This is a genomic window from Streptomyces roseirectus, assembly GCF_014489635.1.
GTDB lineage: Bacteria > Actinomycetota > Actinomycetes > Streptomycetales > Streptomycetaceae > Streptomyces > Streptomyces roseirectus.
Genome location: NZ_CP060828.1, coordinates 1,468,073 through 1,494,022, shown reverse-complemented (window position 1 = coordinate 1,494,022; position 25,950 = coordinate 1,468,073). Strand labels below are relative to the sequence as shown.

The following is a 25,950-nucleotide window of genomic DNA, read 5'->3' as shown; positions in this document are numbered from 1 at the left end:
GGAAACCCCTCACCGCCGCGACCGCGCCCTGCTTCCCTTCGGCGTCTTGATGAACTGCATCTCCAGGGCCGCCGGCGGGTCGGCCACGCCGGGGCCGCCCGCCTCGGCCCAGGTGATGAGTTCTTCCGTCGCGTCGTCGTCCGTGGCGAAGCCGATCCAGACCGTGCGGGCACCGGCGAGACGGGCGGGGGTGGAGGGCTGGACGACGATGACGTTGGCCTGGTCGCAGGGGCCGAGGCAGTCGGTGGTGCGGACGGCGAACGCGCCGCCGGAGGCCGCCGCGGCGGCCTGGATGCGGTCGAGCTGCCAGGCGTGGTCGAAGCCGGGGTGCTTGCGGCGGTCACCGCAGCAGCAGCCCCTGCACACCACCAGGGTGCAGGGGACGGCGCGCTGGAAGGGAAGCGGCATCAGGACGCGGAGAGGCCGACGTGGGCGAGGGCCTGGCGCAGCAGGAAGCCGTGCCCGCCGGGCATCTCGCTCTGGACGGCCGGCGAGGCGGCCTCCTGCGGCTCGAACCACACGAGGTCGAGCGCGTCCTGGCGCGGCTGGCAGTCACCGGTCACCGGCACGATGTACGCGAGCGACACCGCGTGCTGACGCGGGTCGTGGTACGGCGTGACCCCCTGCGTGGGGAAGTACTCCGCCACGGTGAACGGCTGGAGCGCGGCCGGCAGCCGGGGCAGCGCCACCGGCCCGAGGTCCTTCTCCAGGTGCCGCAGCAAGGCGTCGCGCACGCGCTCGTGGTGCAGGACCCGGCCCGAGACCAGGGTCCGGCTGACATCGCCGTCCGGTCCGATGCGCAGGAGCAGGCCGATGCTGGTGATCTCGCCCCGGTCGTCCACGCGGACGGGCACGGCCTCGACGTACAGGATCGGCATCCGGGCGCGGGCCAGTTCGAGCTCGTCCTGGCTCAGCCAACCGGGTGTGGTCTCGGTCATGTCAGACATTGCTTGATCATACTTTCAGAACCGGTCGGACAGCCGGTAGATCCGGCGTGCGTTCTCCGCGCCCGCCCACCGCGCGAGGCGCACCGCGTCGGGCGGACTCAGCTCACCCGCGTCCACCCGGCCCTGGAGAAGGTCCCCGAGACCACGGCGGAACGCCAGCGCGCCGAGCGTGTAGAACTCCGCCACACCATAGGCGTCCGAGCTGTACAGAAGTTTGCCGAACGGTGTGATCTCCAACGCTTCCGCCAGCACCGCCCCCGCCCGCGCCGGCCCGACATGGTGCAGCGTCAGCCCCACGTCCAGGTACACCTGACCGAACACCGACGCCAGATACGCCGCCTGCCGCTGGTACGGCCAGCAGTGCAGCAACAGCACCGGCACCCTGTCCGGGACCGCGTCCAGCCAGTCGGTCAGCAGGCTCGGATCGGCCCGGTGCAGCCGGATGTCCCGGTCCCCGAAACCGGTGTGCAGCTGAAGCGGCATCCCGACATCGACGGCCGTCCACAGCAGGTGGCGGACGAGGACGGCGTCGTCGAGGCGCCCCGCGTGCGCGAGCCACGTCCGGGCGGCCCGCGTCACCTCCTCCGGCGCCGGACGCGCCGGGTCGAGGCCGAAGCCGGTGCGGTAGGCGGCGACCGACTTGACGCCGACGACCCCGGGAGCCCGCACCGCCTCGTGCACCGCACGCGTGAACTCCTCGGCGTACGCGTCCGGTTCGACACCGCCCGCCTTCAACCGCTCGGCGACCGACTCCAGTCGGACCACCTCGTACGCCGTTGCCCGTGCCGCGTCCGCGAGTTCGGCGGGCGTCGTGAGGGGGAGCGGGGTGTGGCCGGTGTCGACGCAGAACGTTCCGGTCCGCGCGGCGTGCAGGAAGCGGCGGTTGACCTCCCGCGCGCCCAACTCCGCGCGCCGGGCGAGGTATTCGTCCGGGTGGGCGTGCGGGGCGAGGTCGAGGACGGGGGCGCAGTGGCGGCGCACGGCGATGCCCGTCGGGGTGTCGAAGGGGGTGACGCCGCCCTCGGTGAGCAGCGACTCGAAGGCGGGGCGGTCCAGGTCGTGGGGGACCACGCCGTGACAGTGGTGGTCGACCAACTCCAGTTCGGCCAGCGCCTCGTGGACCCGCATCTCAGTACACCCAGCGGTAGGCGGCGGCGATCTGCTCGTCGTCCAGGCCCGCCACGGCGGCGAGTTCGCCCTCGCGCACCGCGGCCACCGCGTCCGCGAGGACCGGGCCGAGCGCGGCGCGCAGGGTCCGGTCCCCGCGGAACTCGGCGAGCGCTTCGGCGAGGGAGACCGGCAGGCGGCGCACCGCTCTGCGCGCGGCCTCCTCGGAGGTCAGGGCCGCGGGGTCGCCCTTCGTCTCCTCCGGGAGGCTTCGCCGCTCGGCCAGCCCGTCGAGGCCGGCGGCGATCAGGCAGGTCAGGGCCGCGTACGGGTTCGCGGCGAGGTCGACCGGCTTGACCTCCAGGTTCGCCTGTTCGGCGCGGTGGCCCCTGGTGCCGGGGACCAGGCGGACGGCCGCCTCGCGGGTCTCCAGGCCCCACGCGGTGAACACCCCGGCCCACTGCGAGGGCTTCAGACGCAGATAGCTGGCCGGGCTCGGGGCGGTGACGGCCGTCAGCGCGGGCAGGTGGGCGAGGACGCCGGCCGTGAACGACTCCGCGTCCGGGGTGAGGCCGTGCCTGCGGTCGCCGCCGGTGTGCAGGTTGCGGCCGTCGCGCCACGCCGAGAGGTGGACGTGGCCGCCGTTGCCGACGCCCGTCGCGGTCACCGCCGGGGCGAACGAGACGCGCAGGCCGTGCTGCCCGGCGATCGCGCGGATCGTCTGCCGGGTGAGGATGCTGACGTCGGCCGCCGCGACCGGGTCCGCCGCGCCCACCGAGATCTCGAACTGGCCCGCCGCGTACTCGGGGTGGACCTGGTCGACGTCCAACTCCTGCGCCGCGCACGCCGCCAGGAGATCCGCGAGGAACGCGCTCAGCTCTACCTGGCGCGTTGCCCCGTATGCCGGGGCGCTTGTCGCCGGCACGAAGGTGCCGGGCGGGGCCGTGTCGAGACTGGGTGGGGCCGTGCCGAGACTGGGCGGGGCCGTGTCGAGGCCGAGCATCCACTCGATCTCGATCGCCGCGCGGAAGGTCAGGCCGTGGTCGTGGGCGGCGCGCTCGACGGTCCTGCGCAGTGCCGTGCGCGTGCAGGCGGGGTGCGGGTCGCCGTCCTGCGTGATCCGGTCGACCGGCGCCCACGCCCAGCCCGGCTGCGCGGCCAGCACGGTCAGCCGGTCCAGGTCCGGGTAGAGGCGCAGGTCGCCGTCCGGGGAGCCGAGGACGTCCGTCGTGACGATGTGGTCGTTCGCGAGGAACGTGTCGAACACCGGGGACATGCCCACGCCCCAGGCGGCGGCCGAGGGGAGCTTCGCCGTGGGGACCGTCTTGACGCGGTGGACGCCGGCCGTGTCCACGTAGGCCAGGACGACGCCGTGCACTTTGCGGGCGGACAGGGTGCCGGCGAGGGTCTTCGCGCGCTCCACGTCACCCGGCCTGCCGCCGGGGACGGGGTCGGAGAGGGCGGTCGTCACGGGTCCTCCTCGGGCAAGTCGGGCTGTTCGGGCAGGGTTTCACGTCCGGGGGGTCGGGGCGGGGTGGTGAGAGGTGTGGGCCGTGTGTGTCGTGAGACGGTCCGGTCGGTCGTCAGGTGCCCCGGTAATCTGACGATCGGCCCGCACCCGTACAGAAAGCAGGACATGCCCTACTCCGCCGCGCCCCAGCACGCCCCGCACCTCGCCCCGGGCGAGCTGTCCGACTCCGCAGCCCCCGCCGGCACCCCCGCCGACATCCGGCTGATAGTCACCGACATGGACGGCACGCTCCTCGACGACGAGAAACGGCCACCGGCGGGCCTCGCGGACGCGCTGGGCGTGCTGCGCGAGCGCGGCATCCTCTTCAGCCCGGCCAGCGGACGCCAGTACGCCACCCTGGCCCGGGACTTCACCGGCCTCGCCGACGGCATGGTCTTCATCGCCGAGAACGGCACGTACGTCGTCCGCGACGGCCGTGAGCTCAGCTCCGACCCGCTGGATCCCGACGTCGCCGCCGAGGTCGTCCACACCGTGCGGCGGCTCGCCGCGGGCGGGGCCGACGTCGGGGTCGTCGTGTGCGGCAAGCGGTCCGCGTACGTCGAGCAGACCGACGACGCGTTCCTCGCCGAGGTCCGCGGGTACTACCTGCTCAACGAGGTCGTCGAGGACGTCACCGCCGTCGACGACGACATCATCAAGGTCGCCCTCTACTCCTTCGGCTCCGCCGAGCGGACCGTCGCGCCCGCGCTCGCCGCGTTCACCGCGACCCACCAGGTCGTCGTCTCCGGCGAGCACTGGGTCGACATCATGAACGCCACCGCCAACAAGGGCGCCGCGCTGCGCCGGCTCCAGCGGGAGCTGGGCATCACCCCGGCCCAGACCATGGTCTTCGGCGACTACCTCAACGACCTGGAGATGCTGGACGCGGCGGAGTGGTCCTTTGCGATGACGGGCGCGCACCCCGAGGTGATCCGCCGGGCCCGCCACCTCGCGCCGTCCAACAACGACAACGGCGTCCTGCGCACCGTCGCCCGCGTCCTGGGCCTCGACCTCGGCCTGGACCCGGACCCCGGCCTGGACCCCGCCGCCGAGGCGGCCCGCTAGGCGGGGTTCACCTGGCCGTGCTGCCATGCCCACGCCGCGATCTCCACCCGGTTGCGGGTCCCCAGCTTCACCTGCACGCTCGACAGGTGCGTCTTCACCGTGGACAGCGACACGAACAGCTCCGTCGCGATCTCCGCGTTGGTCCGCCCCAGTGCCACCAGCCGGACGACCTCCAGTTCACGGTCGGTGAGGGGGTCGGCCAGTGAGGGCGCGGCGGCGGTTCTCCTGGTGTGGGTCTCCTCCTTCTCCGTGAGGTGCTTCAGCAGGCGGACCGTGACCGACGGGGACACCAGCGAGTCGCCCGCCGCGGCCGCCCGCACGGCCTCCGCGAGCAGCGTCGGCCCCGAGTCCTTCAGCAGGAACCCGCACGCCCCGCCGCGCAGCGCCCCGTACACGTATTCGTCGAGGTCGAAGGTCGTCACCACGACGACCCTCAGCGGGTCCTCCACGCCGGGGCCCGCCAGGAGCCGCGTCGCCTCCAGGCCGTCCAGCCTCGGCATCCGGATGTCCAGCAGGCAGACGTCCGGCCGGACCTGCCGGGCCAGCGTCACCGCCTCCTCCCCGTCCGCCGCCTCCGCGACCACCGTCATGTCCGGCTGCGCGTCCAGGAAGAACCGGAAGCCCGTGCGGACCATCTCCTGGTCGTCGGCGATCAGCACCCTGATCGGGGTGGCGGGGGCCGGCATCGGGGCCGGTGCGGGGGCGGTCATGGACCGATCATGCCTCACGGGGTGGGTGGGGACGGTGGGGGTCGGGGCGGGGTGGGGTGGTCGGCGGGACGGCGGTCGGTGGGGTGTTCGGTGGCGGGCGGTTGGTGGGTGGCGGGTGGCGGATCGGTGGGGTGGTTTGGGGAGGCGGGGGGCTGGGGTGTCCGGTGTCGGGCGGTGGCCGTCGGCGGGGATGGTCGGGTGGGCCGTGGCAGGCTCGGGCGGTCCGGTCCGGTCCGTGCGGTCCGGTCTTGTGCGGGCTTGAGGCCAGGGCCGCCGGGTGTGCCGCTGAGGCAGAACTTCGCCTCGTGACCTCGCCCCGTGCGCGCTGCGGGATGTGCCGGTCAGGGTCTCGTGTCGTGTGGTCCGCGTGGTGGTCTGCCTCCGTACGGGCCTGAGGGGTGGGGTCCGCGCGGGGTGTTTCCGCCGGGCCGCGGGGTGTGGCTGGTGCGGCTCGTGGTGTCCGGGGCTGGGCCGTGCCGTGCCGGTGGCCGGTGCAATCAGGCCACCGTGTACTGGGTGTGGCCGGTGATGCGGCCGTCGCGGACCTGGAGGATGCGGTCGCAGTGGGCGGCGACGTCGGGATCGTGGGTGACCATGACCAGGGCGGCTCCCTGGGCGCGGGTCACCGAGGTGAGGAGGGTGACGACCTCGTTGCTGGTGCGCTGGTCGAGAGCGCCGGTCGGCTCGTCGGCGAAGACGACGTTCGGTTCTATGACGAGGGCGCGGGCGATCGCCACCCGCTGGGCCTGACCGCCGGAGAGGGCACCGGGGCGGCGGCCCTCAAGACCTTCGAGGCCGAGCGGCGCGAACCAGCGGCGGGCCCGCTCCACCGCCTGCTTGCGCGGCACACCCTCCAGCATCAGCGGCAACGCCACGTTCTCCTCGGCCGGCAGCTCGGGCAGGAGCTGGCCGAACTGGAAGACGAAGCCGAACCGCTTGCGGCGCAGCGCGCTCAGCTTGTTCTCCCCGAGGCGTTCGATGCTCTCGCCGCGCAGCAGCACCGAACCGGAGTCGGGGCGGACGACGCCGGCCAGGGTGTGCAACAGCGTCGACTTGCCGGAGCCGGACGGGCCCATGATGGCGAGGGAGTCGCGCTCCTGGACCTGGACGTCCACACCGTCGAGGGCGACGGTCGCGCCGTACTTCTTGACGAGGCCGAGACCGGCCAGAACGGGGTTCATGAGAAGGGGAGTGCCTTTCGGGGTGGGGCATGGACGGGGGTGGATCGGTGTCCGGGGCCGAGCAGGGTGCTCAGCGTTCGAACTTCCAGGTGACGGAGGAGGGCGTCGCCTTGACGACGCTGACCGGTATGTCGACGCTCTTCCCGTCGCTCTTTCGGCCCCGGCAGGTGAGCGTCGCGCCCGCCACCGCCTTCAGGCCGGTCGGGCAGCTGACGCCCTCGATCTTGTCGCCGACCCAGGGCAGCGGGTGGTACCTGCTCTGGATCCGGCCCTGGGCGATGTCCTTGGACAGGGCCGGGTAACCGTTCACCTTCACCGTGGACCCGGCGTCCAGTCCCGTCGTCGATTCCGTGCCCGACAACAGGTGAGTACCCACCGAACCCACGGCGACGAGGGCGGTGACGCCGCCCACCACACCGGTCACGAACTTGCCGCGCTGCATGACATGCCTCCGAACCGCGAGCAGGTAAAAGAAAAGGGGAGAGGCGGAGCGACCGATCCGCTCCGTGTCTCCACTCTCGCCTTTCTCCGGCCTCCTCCGCCTCGGCCGTCCGGCCAGGTTCCCGGGCTCTTTCACCCACTCGCCCTCGGCCGTTCGGCCGATCCGCCGGGGCCGTCGGCGGAGCTACCGTGATCGGCATGTCATCAGTCGCCGGACGAGTCCGGGGCTGTGCACGGGGTCTGGCTGTCGGCACCGTGCCCGCCGCCTCGGTCATCGACCTCATGAACGCCAAGTCCTACGGAGAACACCTCTGGGCGGTGGGAGCCGTGCTCGCCGTCGGTACCGCCGCCGTGCTCCGGCCCGCCGACCGCCGGCCCCGCTGGCTCACGGAGCAGGTGAGAACAGCCGTTCCGGCGCTGCTCTCCCTTCTGTACACGGCCGTGATGCTGGAGCGCGGCGAGTCCGCGATCTTCGGGCCCGGCGAGGTGCTGATCCTGCTCTGTCTGCTGTTCCTCGCGGTGCGGCACGCGCCGGGGCCATGGGCCGTGGTGTGCGCGGTGGTCGACACACTCGCGCTGTTCGGGCTGCCGGTGCGCTACCTCCAGTCCTACTCCCTGCGCGACGACGACGTGCTCGCGTCGCTCGTGTCCGGGCTGCTGCTCGCGGGGATCGTCGCCGGGCTCGCCGGGTATCTGCGGACGCTGGACTACCGGCGGGTGGTCGCCGTCGGGGAGACGCGGCGGGCCGAGCGGGTGGCCATCGCCGCCGACCTCCACGACTTCGTGGCGCACCGTGTCACCGGGATCCTCGTACAGACCCAGGTCGCCCGGATGATGGCCGACGCTCCCCAGCGCGAACTCGACTCCGTCCTCGCCGGGATCGAACGGGCCGCGACCGAAGCCCTCGCCTCCATGCGGCGTACGGTCGGCGTCCTGCGGGACGTGGGGCCCGAGGCCGTCGAACGGCGGCCCGTCGGGGACCTCGACGGGATCTTCGACCTCGTCGACCGCTTCGCCGTCCCCGGTCAGCGGGCGATCCTCCACCGTGATCCGGAGCTGGCGCCCGGACTGCCGCACGAGGTGCAGGCCGCCGCCTACCGCGTCGTCCAGGAATCCCTCACCAACGTCCGCCGGCACGCGGCCGACGCCACCGAGATCCTGGTGACCCTCTTCCCCCTCGGTGACCGGCTCGTCGTCATCGTCCAGGACGACGGGCACGGCGGTGTCTGGTTCCCCGCCGAGGCCCACGGCGGCGGCTTCGGCCTCGTCAGCCTCAAGGAACGCGTCACCGCACTCGGCGGCGAACTGACGGCGGGACCCAGGCAGGGGGAGGGCTGGGAGGTACGGGCGGAGTTCCCGACGGAGGCGAAGGCGCGGACGGGCGGCGGGGCGGAGGTGAGGGGAGGATGAGCGGGGTGCTCGCGCCCGAGGGGGTGCCCTACGGCGCCGGGCAAGCGGCCCCGGCGTACCTGACCCCGGCGTGCGGGGCGGCGGCGTGCGGGGCGGCGACGCCCTCGACCCCGGCGTACGTGCCCGTCCTCCCGGCCCGCCGGCTCCCGCGCTCAGGCCCCCGTGACGCCGTCCAGGAACCGCAGCAGGTCCCCGAAGACCTCCTCCCGGTTGGTCTCCGCGAACACCTCGTGCCGTGCGCCCGCGTAGACGTGCGAGGTCAGCGCGCCGCCGCTCAGGGCTTCCACACCCGGCCGGCTCTCGGTGAGGGGGACGAGGCGGTCGCCGTCGCCGTGCAGCCACAGCACGGGCAGGCGGCTCACGTCGCCGCCCTGGGCGACCGTCTTGAGGGTCGTGGTGAACGCCTCCAGCGTGGGCCGCTTCATCGCCCCGTGCCACACCAGGGGGTCGGTCGCGTAGGCGGCCCCGACCGCCGGGTCCCGGGAGAGCGCGGCCGGGCTGATGGGGACGTCCGGAATCTCGTCGTAGGCGAGGAGCCGGCCCGGCGTCGCCCAGTCGCCGATGACAGGCCCGGACAGGACCAGCGCGGCGAGCCGGTCGCCCTGGCGCTGGGCGAGGCGGGCGGAGATCAGACCGCCCATGGAGTGGCCGACGACGACCAGCGGCAGCCCCGGATGCGCCGCGCGGGCGAGCGCGGCGACCTGCTCGACGTCCGTGACGACGTCCTCGAAGTCCTCGACGAGAACCCGCTCCCCGTCCGAGAGGCCGTGCCCGGCGTGGTCGGGGCCGAGGACGGTCGCGCCGTGCGCGTGCAGCACCCCGGCGAGTTCCGCGTACCGGCCCAGGTGCTCGCCGTAGCCGTGGACCAGCAGCGCGATGTACCGGGGTGCGGGGTGCGGCCACTCGTGGACGGCGATACGGCCGTGGACGCCGGGCAGGTGGCGGATGTCGGCCACGATTCCTCCGAAGGTCGATCCGAGCGGCGAGACGGTCCTTACCTACCCAGGTTGCGTGGGCATAGCATCGGTCAACGCAATGAACACGATGACTCTGTGGCACATCACCGGCTGGGAGTTCGCCGCCCTCGCCTTCGCCGCCCTCCTCGTCGGCTTCTCCAAGACGGCCGTGAGCGGTGCGAACACCGTCAGCCTCGCAGTCTTCGCGGCGGTCCTCCCGGCCCGCGCCTCGACGGGGGTGCTGCTGCCGATCCTGATCGCTGGGGACGTCCTGGCGGTCGTCACCTACCGCAGGCACGCCCACTGGCCGACCCTGTGGCGGCTGTTCCCGGCCGTCGCGGCGGGGGTGGTCGTCGGGACGGTGTTCCTGCTGTGGGCCGGCGACGAGGCCGTGCGGACCTCCATCGGGGCGATCCTGCTGCTGATGGCGGCGGTGACGGTCTGGCGCAGACGGCAGGCTCAGGCGCCGGAGGACCCCGACGCGGTCGCCACCCGGTCCGGGCGGCTGAAGGCGCGCTCGTACGGGGTGCTCGGGGGGTTCACGACGATGGTCGCGAACGCCGGGGGGCCGGTCATGTCGATGTACCTGCTGTCCGCGGGGTTCCGGAAACTGGGGTTCCTGGGGACGTCGGCGTTCTTCTTCCTCATCGTCAACGTGACGAAGGTGCCCTTCAGTGCCGGGCTCGGGCTCATCGACGGGGCGTCGTTGCTGCTGGACGCGGCGCTGGTGGTGTTCGTGGTGCCGGGGGCGCTGCTCGGGAGGTGGGCGGTGGACCGGATCAACCAGCGGTTGTTCGAGCAGCTGGTGATCGCGGCGACGGTGTTGGGGGGACTTCAGCTGCTGCTGCGGTGAGGCCGAGGGAGGTGAGCCAGTGCGACGTCGCCGCAAGCCCGCCGAACGTGTAGAGGTGCAGGGCGACTTCGCCGTGCGCCTGCGGGGAGAGGTCCGCCGCGAGCGCCCGCAGGAAGCGGTCCGGGCCCGCCGTCCCCATCAGGTGCGTCAGCGAGAAGCCGTACTTGCGGGCTATGCCGGCGCTGGTGGTGACGCCGAAGCGGCGGGCGTACGACAGGAGGCGGCGCACGCCGGCCGGGCCGGGGACGCCGACGCGCACGGGCAGGTCCACACCCCGGCGCCGGGCCTCCGCGAGCCACGTCAGCACCGGGTCGACCGCGAAGCCGAACTGGGTGATCACGCCGCCGGCCAGGCCCTGTTCCCGCAGCGCGGCCGTCTTCGCCTCCAGCGCCGACCACAGCGCCGGGGTGCCGATCACCGGGTGCCCCTCCGGGTACCCGGCGACCCCGACCTCCCGCACACCGTGCTGCCCGAGCAGACCCGAGCGGACGACGGACAGGGCGTCGGGGTAGGGCCCGTGCGGGGTCGTGGGGTCGCCGGCGACGACGAAGACGTGCGCGGCGGCACCGACGGAGGCGAACGCGGCCAGCGTCTCGGCGAGTTCGGACGCCGAGCGCAGACGGCGGGCGGACAGGTGCGGGACGGGGACCAGGCCCAGGTCCCTCGCCGCCCGCGCGGCCTCGACGCGCGCGTCCAGGGTCTCCGTCGCCAGGTGGGTGATGTTGACGCGGGTGCCGGGGGCGAAGGCCGCCTGCTCCAGGGCCGGGGTGTCCTTGCCGGTCATCTCCACGGACGGGTCGAGGAACAGGGGGTGCGGGGCTGCCGTCATGCGTCGTCGTGTTCCTCACCTGGTGAAAAAGGGCGGCCCAGGCTAACAACCGGGCGCGGTCCGGCGCTGTGGCGGGCGTCTCGTAGGGTCGTCCCCATGCACGTGCTGATTCTTGGGGGGACGACCGAGGCACGGGAGCTGGCCGCCGCGCTGAGCGGGGTGCCGGTGGACGGGGCGCGGGGGAGCGGGGTGCCGGTCAACGGTGTGCCGGTGAGCGGGGTTCGGGTGAACGGGGTTCAGGTGACGATCTCGCTCGCCGGACGTGTCTCCCGGCCCGCCGCGCACGCCGGGGACGTACGGGTCGGCGGGTTCGGCGGGGCCGCGGGGCTCGCGGCGTGGCTGCGGGAACACCGGGTGACCGCCCTCGTCGACGCCACCCACCCCTTCGCCGTCCGGATCACCCGCAACGCCGTCGCCGCGGCCGCCGAGACCGGTGTGCCGCTGCTCGTCCTGCGCCGGGACGGGTGGACGGCGGGGCCCGGGGACCGGTGGCACGACGCCGGGTCCCTCGCGGAGGCGGCCGAGCTGGTGCCCCGTCTCGGACGCCGGGTCCTGCTCACCACCGGGCGCCTGGAGCTGGCCGCCTTCGCCCACGTCACCGGCGTCCACTTCGTCGCCCGGTCCGTCGAGCCGCCCGAGCCGCCGCTGCCGGCCGACTGCGACGTGCTCCTCACGCGGGGGCCGTTCACCCTCGACGACGAACGCCGGCTGCTGCGCGACCGCCGGCTCGACCTCGTCGTCACCAAGGACAGCGGGGGCGCCGCGACCGCCGCGAAGCTGGTCGCCGCGCGGGAGGCGGAGGTGCCGGTGATCGTCGTCCGCCGGCCCCCGGTGCCGTCCGGTGTGCCGGTCGTCGGGGACGTCGGGGGCGCGCTGGACTGGCTCAGGGGGTGGTGACCGAGGCGCGCAGGCGGTCGATCGTGCGCAGGATCTCGGGGCGGTTCTTCGCGGACTTCAGCCAGGCGGGGAGGCGGGCGACCAGCGTCATCCGGCGGTGCTCGTGCTCGTACCAGGGGGCGTGTTCGCGGAGGTCGGCGGCCACGAAGTCGCGGAGCAGGGTGAGGTGTTCGAGGTTGTAGGCCCAGACGGTGCCGTGCCGGGTGTCGGCCTGGAGCCACAGTGTCAGGGGGCACTTGTCGGGGGTCCACCGCGCCCACGACAGTCCGCAGGACCGGCAGATCACCCGCCACCGCGAGGTCTCGCCGGCCGCCTTGGACCGGTGGGTCTCGCGGTGGGCGAGGCGGTCGCAGCGCGGGCAGCGGACGAGCACCGAGTCCGTGTACTGGTGCAGTTCCTCGCGGGTGTCGTAGAAGCGGACGGGTGCCATGGGAGAAGTATCGCGCCCGCGCCCCCCAGCGCGCCGTCACCGGCCCCTCAGCCCGCCGTCACCGTCTCCTTCCGCTCCCGTACCCCGCTGCTCAGGTCCTCCACCAGCAGCCGCTTGGCGATCGCGTCCACGGCGGCCCGCAGCTCCTCGCTGGACGGGCGCCCGATGTCCCGCTCGACGTGGTCCTTCAGCCAGGTGCCCCACGCCTCGGTGATGAGGCGGGCCTCGCGGGCGCCCGCCGGGGTGTGGGAGAGGAGGGAGCCGTCGCGGGTGAGGTAGCCCTCGTCGACCATGCGGTCGAAGACGGGGAGCAGGACCTCGGGCGGCAGGTGGCGGCGCGCGGCGATGAGGCCGAGGCCGGCGTGGCCGACGAGCCGGGTGAAGAGTTCGACTTGCATGACGGCCCAGGCGCCGGCGATGTCGAGCCGGGTGTCGGAGTTCTCGACGATGTGCCGGGTCGTGTCGAGACTCGTACCGCCGATGATCTTCGCGACGGAGGTCTCCAGGACCCGGTGCGAGTTCGCGCTGTGCGGAGAGGCGAAGCCCTCACCGAGGTCGGTCGAGCCGGCGCGGGCGCTGTCGCGCAGGGGGACCTGCTTGAGCAGGAGCGCGACCAGGAAGCCCAGCGCGGCCACCGGGACCGTCCACAGGAACACCGTCTGGATGGTGTCCGCGTACGCGCCGATGATCGGGGCGGCCGTCCGCGCGGGCAGGGCGTGGACGCCGTCCGGGCTCAGCGCGGCCTTCGTGAGCGTCGCCGCGTCCGCCGTGCCCGTCCTGGCCGCCTCGGCGACGCCGTCGCGCAGGTTCGGCGTCAGGGCGTTCGCGTAGATCGTGCCGAAGACGGCCGTGCCGAAGGAGCTGCCCAGCGTGCGGAAGAAGGTGACGCCGGAGGTCGCGGTGCCGAGGTCGGCGTAGTCGACGGTGTTCTGCACGGCGATCGTCAGGACCTGCATGCACAGACCGATCCCGATGCCGAGGACGAACATGTAGAGCGACTCCAGCCACGCGCCCGTCGACGGCCCCATCAGGGACATCAGATACAGGCCGGCCCCCATGACGAGCGACCCGGCGATCGGGAACATCCGGTACTTCCCGGTCTGGCTGACGACGTTGCCGCTCACGATCGACGCGATGAGCAGGCCGATCACCATCGGCAGCGTCCGCACCCCGGAGACGGTCGCCGAGTCGCCGTCGACGTACTGGAGATAACTCGGCAGGTACGTCATCGCGCCGAGCATCGCGAACCCGACGATGAAGCTGAGCACCGAGCACACCGTGAACACGGGGTTCCTGAACAGCCGCATCGGGAGCATCGGTTCGGCCGCCCGCGTCTCCACCCAGCAGAACAGGCCGAGCGCGATCACCCCGCCGACGAACAGGCCGACGATCGTCCCGGAGCCCCACGCGTACTCGTTGCCGCCCCAGCTCGTCGCCAGGATCAGCGCGCTCGCGCCGACCGCGACCAGCGCGATGCCGAGGTAGTCGATGACCGGGCGGGACGCCGACTTCACGACCGGGATCGTGCGCGCGGCGGCGATGACGACGGCGATCGCGATGGGGACGTTGACGTAGAACGCCCACCGCCACGACAGGTGGTCGGTGAACAGGCCGCCGAGCAGCGGGCCGATGACCGTCGCCACGCCGAACACCGCGCCGATCGCGCCCTGGTACTTGCCGCGTTCACGCAGCGGGATGACGTCCGCGATGAGCGCCATCGCCGTCACCATCAGGCCGCCCGCGCCGATGCCCTGCACCGCGCGCCAGGCGATCAGCAGCGGCATGTTCGTCGCGAGGCCGCACAGGAACGAGCCCGTGATGAACACGATCGCCGAGACCTGAAAGACGACCTTGCGGCCGAAGAGGTCGCCGAACTTGCCGACCAGGACCGTCGCGACGGTCTCCGCGAGGAGGTAGGACGTGACGACCCACGACATGTGGGAGGCGCCGCCCAGGTCCGACACGATCGTCGGCAGCGCCGTGCCGACGATCGTCTGGTCCAGGGCCGCGAGGAGCATGCCCAGGACGATCGTCACGAAGACGACGTTGCGGCGGCGGGCGTCCAGCACCGGGGGCTGCGCTGCGGGCGGGGAATCCTGGGTGACGGTCACGGGGCCACCATCACGCCGTGGGGGCGGGGCCGCACGCGGGGAGGGCCGACCGGGCGGTCACGGGAGCCGGGCGGCCGGGGGCGGGCGAGGCCGAGGGGCGGGGGGTTCGGGGCGGACGGGATGGAGAGGCGGGGGGCCTGGGGCGGGCTGGACCGAGGGACGGGTGGTCCGGGGCGGGCAGGACCGAGGGGGCAGGTGGGGTCGAGGGCTGGCGGGACCGGGGAGGGCAGGTGGTCCGGGCAGGTGGGGTCGAGGGGCGGGTGGCTGGGTCCGGCTGGGGTGAGGAGCGGGTGGCCCGGGGCAGGCGGGGCCGGGGGCCGGGCAGGATCGAGAGCCGGGCGGCTCGGGGCAGGCAGGGTCGGGGGCGGGCCGAGGGGGCCCGCCGGGCCGGCGTTCCGGTTATGGCCTGCGGCGCAGCAGGTACGTGTCCATGATCCAGCCCTTGCGCTCCCTCGCCTCGGCACGCAGCTCCTCGATGCGGGGTGCGGCCTCGGCGATCGGGCCCGAGACCAGGATCTCGTCCGGTGTGCCGAGGTAGGCGCCCCAGTAGATGTCGACGTCGTCGTCCGTGTGCGCCCGGAACGCCTGGTGCGCGTCCAGCATCACCACCACGTCGTCCACGCCCTCCGGGAAGCCCTCCGCGAGCCGTCGGCCGGTGGTGATCTGGACGGGGCGGGCGACCCGGTTCAGCCCCGTGCGGTGCCGGGCCACCAGCGCCGAGACGCTGCTGACGCCCGGGACGACGTCGTACGCGAAGGCGACATTCCCGCGCGCCAGGACCTCGTCGAGGATCGCGATCGTGCTGTCGTACAGCGACGGGTCGCCCCACACGAGGAACGCGCCCGACTCGTCCTCCCCCAGTTCCTCGGCGATCAGCCGCTCGTAGATGTCCGCGCGGGCGCTGCGCCAGTCGCCCACGGCGGGGGAGTACGCGGCGGAGCCCGCCGTACGGTCCCGCTCGGGGTCGCGGGCCTCGACCACGCGGTACGACCCCTCCGGTATGTGCGTGCGCAGCATCTCGCGCCGCAGGTCCGTGAGGTCGCTCTTGACCTCGCCCTTGTCCAGGACGAAGAACACGTCCGTCGACCGCATCAGCCTGACCGCCTGCAGCGTCAGGTGTTCCGGGTCGCCCGCGCCGATACCGATGACATGAATCTCTCGCACGCCTTTGAGTCTGCCGTACGCCACTGACAACGCGGTCGGCGGTCAGCGCAGCCGGGGTGCCCGCGACGCCGGATCCACGGTGCGGCCGTCCGCCGCGACCTCGTCCGCGAGGGCGCGCGCCCACGCGACGACGCCGGTGAGATCCATCCCGTGCGCCGGTCCCGTCCAGCGCGCGGCCTCGTCCGCGCCGCGACGCAGCAGGCGCGCGCCGCCGGTCGGGTTGCCGCGTGCCGCGTGCGTCAGGCCGACGGCGAGCTGCGCGAGCGCGCGCCACAGGGGGCGTTCCTCGTCGGGGCCGGTCTTCCAGGCGTCCTCGAAGACCTCGTGCGCATGGAAGGGTTTGCCGGCGTCGAGCAGCGCCTGTGCCTCGTCGACGGTCCGCGCCGGGCCCCGCACGACGCCCTCCGGCTGCCTCTCGACCCCCTCCGCGCCGTACGGCAGGGGCCTGCCCAGGCCGTCCCTCGGCCGCGCGTTCCTCGCCCGCCCCTCGCCGTCCCGGTCCCGGCCCTCCACCGCGTTCGTCATACCCCGATTGTCCCGCCTTCGGAGCGGTGCCCCCGGTGGGGTAGAGTTCTGTTCGCGCGATCGCACCTCTGTGGGGCGCGCATCGGGACGTGGCGCAGCTTGGTAGCGCACTTGACTGGGGGTCAAGGGGTCGCAGGTTCAAATCCTGTCGTCCCGACTAGAGAAGTCGCAGGTCGGAAGCCGTTCTCTCAGGTTTGGGAGGGCGGCTTCTGTCGTGTCCGGGACCATGGTGGTCGCAGTGTGGTCGCGCGTCCGGTCTGCGGTCGGGAGGCCGTGAGGCTGAAGGCCGGGGACGCGGGGGCGCGGAGCCGGCGGAGAGCCTCGCGGAGGCGGTGGATGTGGTCGCGCGGTGGTCGCAGCCATGCCGGGCGGTTTGGTGTGCGGCGGGTCTGGGCTGTGGTGAGGGTGCGGTCGATGGTGTCGACTGCTTCGCGTGCCGCCTGGCGGGTGAGGTGGCTGTAGACGTTCGCGGTGGTCGACAGAGTGGAGTGCCGCAGCGTCTTGGAGACCACGGTCAGCGGGACGCCTGCGCTGATGGTGATGGTGGCTGCGAGGTGGCGCAGGTCGTGGACGGTGACCTGGGGGACGCCGGCTTCGTCGGAGAGCTGGTGGAGCCGGTCGAGGACGTGGTGGGGTGAGAGGGGGCGTCCGTCGGGGCGGCTGAACACGAGTCCGGTGAAGGGATCACCGGGGTCACCGCGGGTACGGGGAGATCGTTGTGCCTGACGGTGGAGGGCGGTGGCGACGCGGGGTGAGATCGCGACCCAGGCGCGGCTGGAGCGGGTCTTCGGAGTGGTGATGACGAGGCGGTTGTTGTCGATGGCGGAGAGGGTGCAGCGCACGTAGAGGACGCCCTCCGGGAGGTGGACGTCGTCCCAGTGCAGCCCCAGCGCTTCGCCTTTGCGCAGGCCGGTGCCGATGAGGAACTCGAACAGGTCGGCCATCTGCGGGTCGGCCTGGTGGCAGTGGGTGAGGAACCGTGCTGCCTCTTCGGCGGTCCAGATCCTGCGTTCCGGTGATGGCGGGCGTGACAGGACGGGGGTGAGGCGGGGTTGTGGGGGAGGCGGTGTTCGCGGACGGCGTCGCCGAGGGCGCTGGAGAGGGTGGCGAGGCAACGGTAGAGGGTGACGCGTCCGCGGCCGGCGGCGAGCTGTCGGGTGACGTAGGCGGAGATGTGTCGGTGGGCGAGCTGGTCGAGTTTGAGGGTGCCGAAGGCGGGGACGAGGTCGTTGCGGACGCAGTCGCGGTAGCGGGCCATCGTGGTGGGCTTGAGGACCAGGGCTTTGGTTGCCAGCCAGGTGGTGAGGTAGTCGGCGACGGTCTGGGCGGGGTCGGCGTTGCATCCGCCGGCCTGGCCGTCGAGGAAGCGGGTGAGGGCTTGTTCGGCGAGGTCGTGGGTGGGGAAGCCGCCCCGGCGGACGGTGGTGCGGTGGGGGCCGGGGTTGGGGAGGTCGACGGCGAAGGTCCAGGTGCCGTGGCCGCTGTCTGTGGTGAGGCGGGGGCAGCGGGCGCCGAGCTGGTGGTGCTGGGGGTCTCTGCAGCCGCAGCGGCGGTAGATGCGGCCGCGGCCGGCGCTGGTACGCATGGGGATCGCCTCCTGGAGGCGAGGTAGTGCTTGTCTCCAGTGTGCGACCACACGCGACCACCGGGCCTGAAGGGGCTGGCGTGACCTGTGGGATTCCCTTGGACGAGCGTCAAGGGATGCCGCCCTCGCTGCTCGTACCTGCGCTACCTTCCGGAGGGGAAGTCGATCCAGAGCGATATTGGCACCGGTAGCCGGCCATGGCCCGGTTGCCCGAGAAGTGCTGAGGGATGTGTCAGGGGCTGGCCTGTACCGCTATCAAGCACATCATCGTGTGCCGTCCCTGCTTTCCTCCTTGCTGAGCGCGGACCCTCATGAACGGCTGCCACGGGTGGTGAGGTACGGGTTGATGGTGGCTGCGGTGGCAGCGGAGCGGAGGTAGTTCTTGGCTTGGTGAAAGTCGTAGCGAGCGATGGCGGCTGTGTGGTCTTTGGTGATCCCCTTGAAGTAGCGTGCCAGGTGTGGAGGGATGGCTACGGGGTCGCCTGGATCGGCGATGTTGATCCATCGGCTGACACCGGGTGGGCGTTGGCCCTGTGGGTTCGGTCCGGGCCCAGCCGGAGTGGGTGACAGCCGGTGGAACACGGCCCGGGGAAGGGCCAGTGGAGAGCCCAGCGTGAGGAACAGTTCGGGTCGCAGTTCGGGATGGGCATGCAGCGCTTCATAGGCGACCACTGAACCGAGGGAATGCGCGATCACAATTCTTGGTTGCTCTTGCGCGATGCGTGCGGCGACTTCGTCGCGTGCTGCGAGGCGATGAGGTGAATCGTGCTCCCTGAGATAGGCGGCCACCTCGCGGAACAGCAGGCGGATGAAGACCTTCAATGGGCCTTCAGCCAGGTCAAACCGGTCGGCGACCCAGGCCGTGATCTGACGCAACGGAGCGGTGAGGCGCCCTTGGGCGATCTCGGGGGGAACGCCGAGGTGTGCGGCCCATGCTGCCAGCATCTGCTGTTCCAGCGGATCGTCCAGTTCGTCAAGGGCGGCTGTTCCCTGCTCGACGATGCCAGGGAGGAGCTTGTCGGCGTAGTACGCGAAGTCGAGGTGGATGTGATCGGAAGGGACACCGAGGCCCTCGGCCAGATGACGTGTCCAGGACGCTGCTCGGATTGCTCGCAGTTCTTCCTTCTGTTCACTGGAGATCTCTGCGCCGAAACTGTTGCCTACCCCGTGAACGGCGACGATGGTAACGGTGTCCTCGCCGTTCACGGTGGAAGGCGCAGCTGTCCTCATGGCTCCATGCCCTTCTCGACACGTGGCTGAGAGCCTGCAGTATGACTCGGCTGCCCCGTCAATGGAGCTGGATTCGAGCGATCTCGTACGTGGAGAGAAGGCGAGCGTCTAAGGTCGGTGCGAGCGTGGCCGAGGTGGGAGGAACCAGGCGTACGGATGGAGAAGTCGGCCGGGGTGGAGGCTGCTGGACGTCACGGGGGTGGTTCCGGGCGGCGGGTTGTGCTGGCACTCGGTCTCTCGCTCGCACGTGACGAGGACGGCTTGGCGCCTCGGCTGGGCCTTGACCCGTTGGCGAACGCACCTGTCCATGCCCGTGCCGTAGCCCAGGCTCTGTCTGGGTTTGAGTATGAAGAGTTTGCCGTTCCTCCGGGGCACGCCGATTATGGGCAGCTGATTGACGGGCTGGTGACCTCGCCGGATGTCGCGGTCTTGATCGTGCATGTCGTAGGGCACGGCGAGCTGGCGGATGGCGGTAGCGAGAAGCTGTACATCCTCGGCCAGGATGCGATGCGCCTCCGGCAATCTGTCGCCGGTTGGATCGAGTCGATCGAAGACCATCCCGACCGCCACCGTCCTCTCACCCTGTTTATCTTGGATGTCTGCTATGCAGGTGAGGCGGCCGTCACGGCCTGGCACGCACGGATGGATGTCGCCCAACGCCGAGCCTGGGTCCTGGCCGCAACGGGACCGCGAGACCAGGCATTCGGCTATCGACTCAGCCGGGCGCTGGTCCATGTCCTCGACCTCTATCGTCGCGGCGAACTGCGTATCGACCCATCGGTCCGCTACATCCCGGCGAACACGGTGTGGAGGGAAGTCGAGACAGCCGTACGTGAGCTCGTGGCTCGGGAGGAAGGTCTGCCGCAGAGCATTGTGACGAGCCTGGTACCCAGCCATGCCGACCTCTCAGCCTTGCCCTTCTTTCCGAATCCCGGCTTCGGTGAGACTGCCCCCGAGGAGCAACTGCCGCCCGCGATCGCACTCCTGGCCGACCTGGGTGTGGACCCTGTGCACTTCATGCGCCGCGCAGGCGGTGCCGAACCCGTTCAACGGGACTGGCGTGAGGGGTACTTCAGCGGACGCCGTGACGACTTGAGCCGCCTCTCGAACTGGCTGGACTCCGAACGTGCCGACCCTGTTGTGCGCGTTGTCACCGGAAAACCGGGTGTCGGCAAGTCAGCTCTACTCGGCATGCTTGTCTGCGCAGGGCTTCCAGACCTTAGGGAATTCACCAAGCCGCTGTGGCACGGCGTTGCCGACACAGTTCCCGGAACGAACGACCGGCTGGTCGTTGTCCACGCGCGCCACATGAGCCTCAACGACATGGTGTGGTCCCTGTCTGCGCAGTTACGCCGGTTGGAGAGCGCAGCTCCCGAACCGCTCTTGGCTGGTACGTCTTCCAGCGAGCAATCGGCTGCCTCTTTCTTCATCCTCTTACAGGAAATCCAGCAGCGGTCCGATCGCCCCATCACGATCCTCATCGATTCTCTCGACGAATCGGATGATCCCGAAAAGATTATCGAAGCATTGCTTTACCCATTGGCTCGCCGACATGCAGGTCCGGTGCGACTATTGATCGCCACGCGGAAAGATATCAGGGTCAACCTCCTGCTTGCCGCCCAGAATGCATACGAGATTCTCGATCTCGACACTACGAGACCTTCGGAATTATGTGAAGACCTGTTCGTCTATGTCAAGCGTTTATTGGCGGCAGCTGGCCCGTATACTGCCGGTCCTATGCGGCGTGCCGGAATTAATTTAGCGAAGGCGATCGCTGAACGGCTGGCCGACATCGGCGGCGAGCCTGCTGACCCAGTGCCGGACTACCTGCGTCTGGGAGAATTTCTCACCGCCGGCGTCTACGTGAACCATGCGCTGTCCAGCACCGTGCATAGCGCCCTGGCTGAAGATGCGATACGGCTCGGTTGCGCTGTCCCGCAGAATCTCCCCGATCTGCTGGAGATGGACCTGCAGCGTCATGGCGACCAGCCTCTCCTGCAAGCCATCCTGACCGCCCTGGCCTTTGCTCAAGGCCAGGGTATGCCGGAAACAGTACTTGCTGGCGTCATGGCGTTCGATCCTACGGGCCAGGGCCGGAAAGTTCCGCTGAAGGCGCTGTATCGCTTGCTCGATAACGAGGCACGCCTCTACCTCAGCCGAAGTGTGGAGGAGGACGGCACGACTCTCTATCGACTCTTCCACCGCGGAGTTGCTGACTGGTGGCGCCAGTCAGCAAGTTCCGATGACCGGACGCGGCTGTACCAAGGGCTCATCGAGTCTGTGCAACGCGATGAGCATGCACGCCCCTTGTGGCATCTTGCTGCACCGTATCTGCAGCGTCACCTGCCGCAGCATGCCGCTGACGCCGACTGCTTGGATCAGGTCCTCGAAGACGGCGACTATCTCGTGATCGCCGACCCGTCCGTCCTCCTCGCGCTCCTGGCGCATTTTGATGAACCCTTGAGCGAGCAGGCCGAGGCGAACGCGGCGGACTATGAACACGCCTTTACGGAAAGAGAACCCATCTCTCTCGAATCCCGGCGCCAAATCCTGGCAATGAGCGCAGTGTTGAGCGAAAACCGGCCGCTGCAAATGACCTTGGAACGATCCATGCGTTGGGCGGTTCGCTGGGCAGTTGCCACGGCTTCCCCTCCGACTGTACTCGGAGCCTTCACTATGCAGAACAGGCCGTGCGCGGTCACCGGCGGGTATTTTGGAAGCGTGGAATTCTGGGACGTGTGCAGCGGGAAAATTTTAGGTGAACCGGTAGTAGGTAGAGGGAGAGGTCTCCTGACCGTATCCGAGATTCAGGCTATTGCGATTTTCGATGGTCCTGAATACTTTCGCGTGGTCACGGGAGGGGACGGAGGGATACGAATCTGGAATCCACTGGCTGACGAGTTGGACCGTGAAATTTCCAATCGTGGTGCAGTCGCAACCAGCATGGCGGCTGTGCAAATCGCAGACGGTCACCGCCTTCTCGTCGGAGGTTATGGAGGCTTTGGTATATGGGATTTGGTCGCTGGTGAGCAGATCGGAGAACTCGTCGGTCATGGAGCATGGGTGGATGCATTGGCGACGGTACAGATGAAGGACTTCCTTTACGTCATTGCTGGCGCTGACAATGGTCGCATACAGGTGTGGGATTTTAATTCTGGCACTGTTTTCCATGATCTGATCGGCCATGCTGGGTCTGTTACCGCGCTGGCAGTCATCCATCTTGACGGGCATCCCCACGTAGTCTCGGCCGGCAAGAGAGGGGTCGTTTATCTCTGGGATTTGGTCGCCGGAGTGCGTAGACTGGAAATGACTGATTGCCAGGGCGATGCCGTTACCAGCTTGGCCATATCCGATCTGGACGGGAGGGCTCTGGCGGTGACCGGCCATCAATCGGGTCGCATCACGCTGTGGGATCTCACTACCGGGACATGTGTCAGCACCTTTAGTCTGCCAGCAGCCGTCACAGGGGTAGCCACGAGTTCCGATGATGTCATTCTGGTGACATCTGCAGACGTCATAGCGGCCCTTGTCCTGGATGTTCCATCGATCGGGGGCACCTGATGGCCACCGTGCTGAACGTTGATCAACGCGGCCCGGACGGAACTTCTGAAACGCTGAGATGCCACCCTGAAGGAAGCACGAAGTTGCTGGCTTCACACACGCTGCCGGTTGAACAGGGCGAGTCGCGGAGGGGAGGAGAAGTGGGACCGGGACACGGCAAGAGCGTCGTCGACGGAGCCGTGGAAGAAGACCCTGCGGTCCTCGAACTGCTGCCTATGGTGTTCGCCGCCCCCCATGAGGCGTTGGCGCGGGCGGAGGAACTGCTCCGCGCGGATCCGCCCGCTCTGCACGCGTCGGTCGCCCATCAGGTGATCGGCATCTGGCAGCGCGACTGGGGCGATCTGCAGCTTGCGTTGCATCATCTGCGCCGGGCCCGTGACTTGGCGGCCCGCGCGGACTCCGCCGACCGCGAGGCGGACATCCTGGGCACTCTGGGTGTCGCCCTGGTCCACGCGGGCCGTACCCGGCAGGGTCTCGCCGCGTTCGAGCGGGGGGTGGAGCGCGGTACGGGGCACACCCGCGCGCGGGTGCTGTTCAGGCGCGCGTACTCGTGGGGGGTGCTCGGTCATCACCCTCAGGCGCTGGAGGACCTGCGGCGGGCGGTGCCGGTGCTGCGTCAGGTGGGTGACACGATCTGGACGGCGCGGGCGCTGAACCTGCGCGCGACGGTGCACCTGGCGCTGGGCGCGGTGGACCGCGCGGACGCCGACTACGCGGCGGCGCAGGCGCTGTGGGACACCACCGGCCAGGAGCACGACAAGGCGGACGCGCTGGAGAGCCAGGGCATCGCCGCGTTCCGTTCGGGTGACATCCCGCGCGCGCTGAGTCTGCTGGACGACGCGGAGGAGCGGTACGCGAAGCTCGGCGCCCCTGTGATCATGCTGAACATCCGGCGCTGCGAGGTCCTCATGGCGGCGGGCCTGGCCCCGGAGGCGCTGGCGGAGGCGGACGCGGCGATCGGCGTCCTGGACAGCACCGGCGGCCAGTCCACGCGCCGGGCGGAGCTGCTGCTGACGGCGGCGAAGGCGGCCCGCCTCGGCGGCGACACCGATACGGCGATCGCGCGCGCGGCGGTCGCCGTCCGGCTGTTCGCGGCGCAGCGGCGTTCCTGGTGGGAGGCGCACGCGCAACTGGTTTTGATCGAGGCGAAACTGACGGCCGGCCGGAAGTCGGGGCGGCTGGTGGCGGACGCCGCGAAGGTCGCCGGGAAGCTCGCCTCCTTCGGGGCGCCCGCCGCGCCCGAGGCGTGGCTGCTGGCGGGCCGTATCGCGCTCGGCCTGGACTGGACGTCGGACGCCGAGCGGTATCTCGCCGTGGCCGCCCGCAGCCGGCACAGCGGGCCTCCGCTGGCCCGGGTGACGGGCTGGGCGGCCCAGGCCCTGCGCGCACGCGCGGCGGGCTCCGGACGGGGTGCCCTGGAGGCGTGCCGGCGCGGTCTCAAGGTCCTGGACGACCACCGGATGACGCTGAGTACCTCGGAGCTGCGCGCGCGGGCGACGGCGCTGGGCGCCGAACTCGCGGCGCTGGCGCAGCAGGTGAGCCTGGAGCGGGGCGGGCCCAGGCAGTTGCTGATGTGGTCCGAGCGCTGGCGGGCGACGGTGCTGTCGGCGCCGCCGACCCGGCCGCCCGCCGACGCGGCCCTCCTGAGCGGTCTGACGGCCTTTCGCGTCATCGCCGACCAGGCGGAGCAGGCCCGCATCTCCGGGCGCCCCCTGCCCGCCCTGGAGCGCGAACAGCGGCGCCTGGAACGCGAGATCCGCTCCCGGACCCTGCACATCCGGGGCGAGTCCCCCGAGGGCGGCGACCGCTTCGACGTGGGACGGCTGCTGGAGCGTCTGGAGGGCGGGCGGCTCGTCGAACTCGCCGTGCTGGACGGGCGGGTGCAGGTGCTGCTCGTCGGGGGCGGCCGGGTGCGCCGGTTCGCGGGCGGGCTCCTCGCCGACGCGGAACGGGAGGCCGAGCACGTCCAGGCGGCCCTGCGCCGGCTCGCCCACCCCGGCGCGGAGAGCCGGCTGCCGCTGGTCGAGGAGATGGGCCGCCGCCTCCAGCAACTGCTCCTCGGCCCTGCCGCCGAGCACCTGGGCGACGGCCCGGTGGTGGTCGTGCCGCCCGCGCGCCTGCACCGGGTGCCGTGGGCGCTGCTGCCCGCGCTGCGCGAGCGGGTGCTGAGCGTGTCGCCGTCGGCGAGCAGTTGGCTGCGGGCCAAGGAGACGCTGCCGCCGTCGGGCGGGCGGCACGTCCTCGTGCGCGGTCCCGGGCTCGCGTCCGGCGGCGCGGAGGTGCCGGAGGTCGCGGGGCGGTACGGGCGTCCGGTGGTCCTGGAGCACGACGGGGCGCGCGTGCCCCGGGTGCTCGCGGAGCTGGACGGGGCGGCGCTCGCGCACATCGCCGCGCACGGCACGTTCCGCGCGGACAGCCCGCTGTTCTCCGCGCTGCGGATGGCCGACGGGCCGCTCATCGTCCACGACCTCGAACGCCTCGACCGCAGCCCCTACCGGATCATCCTCTCCAGCTGCGACACCGCCCGCTTTGCCTCCGCAAGCGCGGATGAGTTGCTTGCACTGATCAACGCGCTACAGCCGCTGGGCACTGCGGGGATGGTGGCCAGCACTGCGCCGGTCAATGACGTGGCTGTCGTTCCTCTGATGCTTGCCTTGCACAAAGGATTGGCCGCTGGGCTCTCTTTGGCGGAGGCTCTGCGGGACGCGCGGGGGGCGGTGCCGGGGGATGCGTTGCATCAGGCGACGGGGTGGGCGTTCACGGCGTTCGGGGCGGTATGACTGCCCGAACGCGCGGGCTACAGCGGGAACGACTATCAGCTGTAGACGACCAGGGGCCTGCGTGGTGCAGGGTCCCTTACTGAAGAGCACGGGTGAGGGGTCCGCCGACGGGATTCGGTTGGGGCCTCGCCATGTCCTGGCCTTCGAGGCGCTCCGGGGCATTGCGCCGGCGGAGTGGTGTGGTCAGTCTGTTTGTGTCAACGACCGGATGCCGGTTGACCGGGTTGCGACCGCGTCGGACCTAATTCGCCGCAGAGTCCTTCTGGGGCGGGCGAGGGTGTGGCCAGCGGCTGTTCAGGGACTCTACGCTCGTGCCGCAGGCTCCGGACGCGGAGCTCAACGTGCTGGGTTCCGGGGGCCGTTGTGGATGTGCCGACGCTGATTGTGTTGGGTGCGGCGGGCGGGGCCCTGCGTGGGCTTCTGGAGGTGTACACCCGGTTCCTGGACTGGCAGACGGATCGGCGTGGGTACCGTCAAGCGGGGGACGCGGGCGAGCCTCCACGGTTTCGGGAGTACTTCGACCCCGGTGTCGAGTCCGTCGCCGCGCTGCTGCACAGCGGCATGGGCGCGGGTGCCGCGGTGCTCTTCGGTACCACGGGACAGATCAGCGGCGCCTACGCGGCGATTGTGGTCGGTCTCTCCGCGCCGGTTCTCCTGA

21 protein-coding genes, 1 tRNA gene and 1 pseudogene are annotated in these 25,950 nt (G+C 71.0%); 7 read left to right on the top strand and 16 right to left on the bottom strand.

The window, feature by feature from the left end:
• Window positions 1-9: 9 nt before the first annotated feature.
• Genes IAG44_RS06040 through IAG44_RS06025 form a run of 4 tightly spaced genes read right to left on the bottom strand, consistent with a single transcriptional unit; the run spans window position 10 to window position 3,525 of the window.
• Window positions 10-408: a (2Fe-2S) ferredoxin domain-containing protein gene (locus tag IAG44_RS06040; protein WP_187746086.1), complete on the bottom strand. Its 399-nt coding sequence runs from the start codon at window positions 406-408 to the stop codon at window positions 10-12.
• On the bottom strand, window positions 408-947 hold the full coding sequence (locus IAG44_RS06035; RefSeq protein WP_187746085.1) for an NUDIX hydrolase family protein: 540 nt from the start codon (window positions 945-947) through the stop codon (window positions 408-410). Before IAG44_RS06035 ends, IAG44_RS06040 begins: the two co-directional genes overlap by 1 nt.
• Before the next feature lie 15 nt (window positions 948-962).
• Window positions 963-2,075 (bottom strand): amidohydrolase family protein, encoded by a 1,113-nt coding sequence (locus IAG44_RS06030; RefSeq protein ID WP_187746084.1) that lies wholly within the window; start codon window positions 2,073-2,075, stop codon window positions 963-965.
• A 1-nt stretch (window position 2,076) separates the two neighbouring features.
• Window positions 2,077-3,525, bottom strand: coding sequence for a type I glutamate--ammonia ligase (locus IAG44_RS06025; protein WP_187746083.1), 1,449 nt, complete (start codon window positions 3,523-3,525; stop codon window positions 2,077-2,079).
• A 165-nt stretch (window positions 3,526-3,690) separates the two neighbouring features.
• Between IAG44_RS06025 and IAG44_RS06020 the strand changes: the two genes are divergently transcribed.
• Window positions 3,691-4,629, top strand: coding sequence for a Cof-type HAD-IIB family hydrolase (locus IAG44_RS06020; protein ID WP_187746082.1), 939 nt, complete (start codon window positions 3,691-3,693; stop codon window positions 4,627-4,629).
• Here IAG44_RS06020 and IAG44_RS06015 read toward each other — a convergent pair.
• From IAG44_RS06015 to IAG44_RS06005, 3 genes are all read right to left on the bottom strand, one after another.
• Entirely contained in the window at window positions 4,626-5,339 is a 714-nt protein-coding gene (locus IAG44_RS06015) for a response regulator (protein ID WP_187746081.1), read from the bottom strand. The genes IAG44_RS06020 and IAG44_RS06015 overlap by 4 nt on opposite strands.
• 497 nt (window positions 5,340-5,836) lie before the next feature.
• Window positions 5,837-6,520, bottom strand: coding sequence for an ABC transporter ATP-binding protein (locus IAG44_RS06010; RefSeq protein WP_187746080.1), 684 nt, complete (start codon window positions 6,518-6,520; stop codon window positions 5,837-5,839).
• Between the two features lie 70 nt (window positions 6,521-6,590).
• Window positions 6,591-6,962 carry a DUF4333 domain-containing protein gene (locus tag IAG44_RS06005; RefSeq protein ID WP_187746079.1) on the bottom strand — a complete coding sequence of 124 codons (372 nt, stop codon included), beginning with the start codon at window positions 6,960-6,962 and terminating at the stop codon, window positions 6,591-6,593.
• A gap of 197 nt (window positions 6,963-7,159) precedes the next feature.
• On the opposite strand from IAG44_RS06005, the gene IAG44_RS06000 reads away from it, so the two are divergent.
• Window positions 7,160-8,371 (top strand): sensor histidine kinase, encoded by a 1,212-nt coding sequence (locus IAG44_RS06000; RefSeq protein ID WP_187746078.1) that lies wholly within the window; start codon window positions 7,160-7,162, stop codon window positions 8,369-8,371.
• A 152-nt stretch (window positions 8,372-8,523) separates the two neighbouring features.
• Here IAG44_RS06000 and IAG44_RS05995 read toward each other — a convergent pair whose 3' ends face one another.
• The gene (locus tag IAG44_RS05995) at window positions 8,524-9,327 is read right to left on the bottom strand and encodes an alpha/beta fold hydrolase (protein ID WP_187746077.1); all 804 of its coding nucleotides are present in this window, start codon (window positions 9,325-9,327) and stop codon (window positions 8,524-8,526) included.
• Window positions 9,328-9,406: 79 nt separating this feature from the next.
• On the opposite strand from IAG44_RS05995, the gene IAG44_RS05990 reads away from it, so the two are divergent.
• Window positions 9,407-10,180, top strand: a complete 774-nt coding sequence (locus tag IAG44_RS05990) for a sulfite exporter TauE/SafE family protein (RefSeq protein ID WP_187746076.1) — start codon at window positions 9,407-9,409, stop codon at window positions 10,178-10,180.
• Here the strand turns inward: IAG44_RS05990 and IAG44_RS05985 are convergent.
• A complete protein-coding gene (locus IAG44_RS05985; RefSeq protein WP_187746075.1) occupies window positions 10,107-11,009 on the bottom strand; it encodes a methylenetetrahydrofolate reductase in 903 nt (300 codons plus the stop codon). The two genes, IAG44_RS05990 and IAG44_RS05985, sit on opposite strands and share 74 nt — an antisense overlap.
• Window positions 11,010-11,105: 96 nt before the next feature.
• On the opposite strand from IAG44_RS05985, the gene IAG44_RS05980 reads away from it, so the two are divergent.
• Entirely contained in the window at window positions 11,106-11,906 is an 801-nt protein-coding gene (locus IAG44_RS05980) for a cobalt-precorrin-6A reductase (protein WP_187746074.1), read from the top strand.
• Here the strand turns inward: IAG44_RS05980 and IAG44_RS05975 are convergent.
• From IAG44_RS05975 to IAG44_RS05960, 4 genes are all read right to left on the bottom strand, one after another.
• The gene (locus IAG44_RS05975; protein ID WP_187746073.1) at window positions 11,893-12,336 is read right to left on the bottom strand and encodes a hypothetical protein; all 444 of its coding nucleotides are present in this window, start codon (window positions 12,334-12,336) and stop codon (window positions 11,893-11,895) included. The genes IAG44_RS05980 and IAG44_RS05975 overlap by 14 nt on opposite strands.
• A gap of 47 nt (window positions 12,337-12,383) precedes the next feature.
• Window positions 12,384-14,447 (bottom strand): MDR family MFS transporter, encoded by a 2,064-nt coding sequence (locus tag IAG44_RS05970; RefSeq protein WP_187746072.1) that lies wholly within the window; start codon window positions 14,445-14,447, stop codon window positions 12,384-12,386.
• 399 nt (window positions 14,448-14,846) lie between these two features.
• Window positions 14,847-15,611 carry a precorrin-6A synthase (deacetylating) gene (gene cobF / locus IAG44_RS05965; protein WP_187746071.1) on the bottom strand — a complete coding sequence of 255 codons (765 nt, stop codon included), beginning with the start codon at window positions 15,609-15,611 and terminating at the stop codon, window positions 14,847-14,849.
• A 42-nt stretch (window positions 15,612-15,653) separates the two neighbouring features.
• Window positions 15,654-16,136, bottom strand: coding sequence for a DUF309 domain-containing protein (locus tag IAG44_RS05960; RefSeq protein WP_187746070.1), 483 nt, complete (start codon window positions 16,134-16,136; stop codon window positions 15,654-15,656).
• Window positions 16,137-16,219: 83 nt separating this feature from the next.
• Between IAG44_RS05960 and IAG44_RS05955 the strand changes: the two genes are divergently transcribed.
• A tRNA-Pro gene (locus IAG44_RS05955) sits at window positions 16,220-16,293 on the top strand.
• Between the two features lie 31 nt (window positions 16,294-16,324).
• Here the strand turns inward: IAG44_RS05955 and IAG44_RS43350 are convergent.
• The 3 genes and pseudogenes from IAG44_RS43350 to IAG44_RS05945 all read right to left on the bottom strand — a co-directional run bounded on the left by IAG44_RS43350 (window position 16,325) and on the right by IAG44_RS05945 (window position 18,927).
• Window positions 16,325-17,080: a site-specific integrase gene (locus IAG44_RS43350; RefSeq protein ID WP_246561540.1), complete on the bottom strand. Its 756-nt coding sequence runs from the start codon at window positions 17,078-17,080 to the stop codon at window positions 16,325-16,327.
• 275 nt (window positions 17,081-17,355) lie between these two features.
• Window positions 17,356-17,721 (bottom strand): annotated as a pseudogene (locus IAG44_RS44720) (hypothetical protein); the annotation flags it as partial.
• Between the two features lie 309 nt (window positions 17,722-18,030).
• Window positions 18,031-18,927, bottom strand: coding sequence for a serine peptidase (locus tag IAG44_RS05945; protein ID WP_187746068.1), 897 nt, complete (start codon window positions 18,925-18,927; stop codon window positions 18,031-18,033).
• Window positions 18,928-19,107: 180 nt separating this feature from the next.
• Here IAG44_RS05945 and IAG44_RS05940 point away from each other — a divergent pair, with 180 nt between their 5' ends.
• Together IAG44_RS05940 and IAG44_RS05935 are read left to right on the top strand one after the other, a co-directional pair.
• Window positions 19,108-22,512, top strand: a complete 3,405-nt coding sequence (locus IAG44_RS05940) for a P-loop domain-containing protein (protein WP_187746067.1) — start codon at window positions 19,108-19,110, stop codon at window positions 22,510-22,512.
• 215 nt (window positions 22,513-22,727) lie between these two features.
• Window positions 22,728-25,292 carry a CHAT domain-containing protein gene (locus IAG44_RS05935; RefSeq protein WP_187752529.1) on the top strand — a complete coding sequence of 855 codons (2,565 nt, stop codon included), beginning with the start codon at window positions 22,728-22,730 and terminating at the stop codon, window positions 25,290-25,292.
• The last annotated feature ends 658 nt before the right edge of the window (window positions 25,293-25,950 follow it).

Coding starts and splice junctions, on each gene's coding strand:
- IAG44_RS06040 (WP_187746086.1), bottom strand. CDS start 408: ATGCCGCTTCCCTTCCAGCGCGCCGTCCCCTGCACCCTGGTGGTGTGC.
- IAG44_RS06035 (WP_187746085.1), bottom strand. CDS start 947: ATGTCTGACATGACCGAGACCACACCCGGTTGGCTGAGCCAGGACGAG.
- IAG44_RS06030 (WP_187746084.1), bottom strand. CDS start 2,075: ATGCGGGTCCACGAGGCGCTGGCCGAACTGGAGTTGGTCGACCACCAC.
- IAG44_RS06020 (WP_187746082.1), top strand. CDS start 3,691: ATGCCCTACTCCGCCGCGCCCCAGCACGCCCCGCACCTCGCCCCGGGC.
- IAG44_RS06015 (WP_187746081.1), bottom strand. CDS start 5,339: ATGACCGCCCCCGCACCGGCCCCGATGCCGGCCCCCGCCACCCCGATC.
- IAG44_RS06010 (WP_187746080.1), bottom strand. CDS start 6,520: ATGAACCCCGTTCTGGCCGGTCTCGGCCTCGTCAAGAAGTACGGCGCG.
- IAG44_RS06005 (WP_187746079.1), bottom strand. CDS start 6,962: ATGCAGCGCGGCAAGTTCGTGACCGGTGTGGTGGGCGGCGTCACCGCC.
- IAG44_RS06000 (WP_187746078.1), top strand. CDS start 7,160: ATGTCATCAGTCGCCGGACGAGTCCGGGGCTGTGCACGGGGTCTGGCT.
- IAG44_RS05990 (WP_187746076.1), top strand. CDS start 9,407: ATGAACACGATGACTCTGTGGCACATCACCGGCTGGGAGTTCGCCGCC.
- IAG44_RS05985 (WP_187746075.1), bottom strand. CDS start 11,009: ATGACGGCAGCCCCGCACCCCCTGTTCCTCGACCCGTCCGTGGAGATG.
- IAG44_RS05980 (WP_187746074.1), top strand. CDS start 11,106: ATGCACGTGCTGATTCTTGGGGGGACGACCGAGGCACGGGAGCTGGCC.
- IAG44_RS05975 (WP_187746073.1), bottom strand. CDS start 12,336: ATGGCACCCGTCCGCTTCTACGACACCCGCGAGGAACTGCACCAGTAC.
- IAG44_RS05960 (WP_187746070.1), bottom strand. CDS start 16,136: ATGACGAACGCGGTGGAGGGCCGGGACCGGGACGGCGAGGGGCGGGCG.
- IAG44_RS43350 (WP_246561540.1), bottom strand. CDS start 17,080: ATGGCCGACCTGTTCGAGTTCCTCATCGGCACCGGCCTGCGCAAAGGC.
- IAG44_RS05940 (WP_187746067.1), top strand. CDS start 19,108: ATGGAGAAGTCGGCCGGGGTGGAGGCTGCTGGACGTCACGGGGGTGGT.
- IAG44_RS05935 (WP_187752529.1), top strand. CDS start 22,728: ATGGTGTTCGCCGCCCCCCATGAGGCGTTGGCGCGGGCGGAGGAACTG.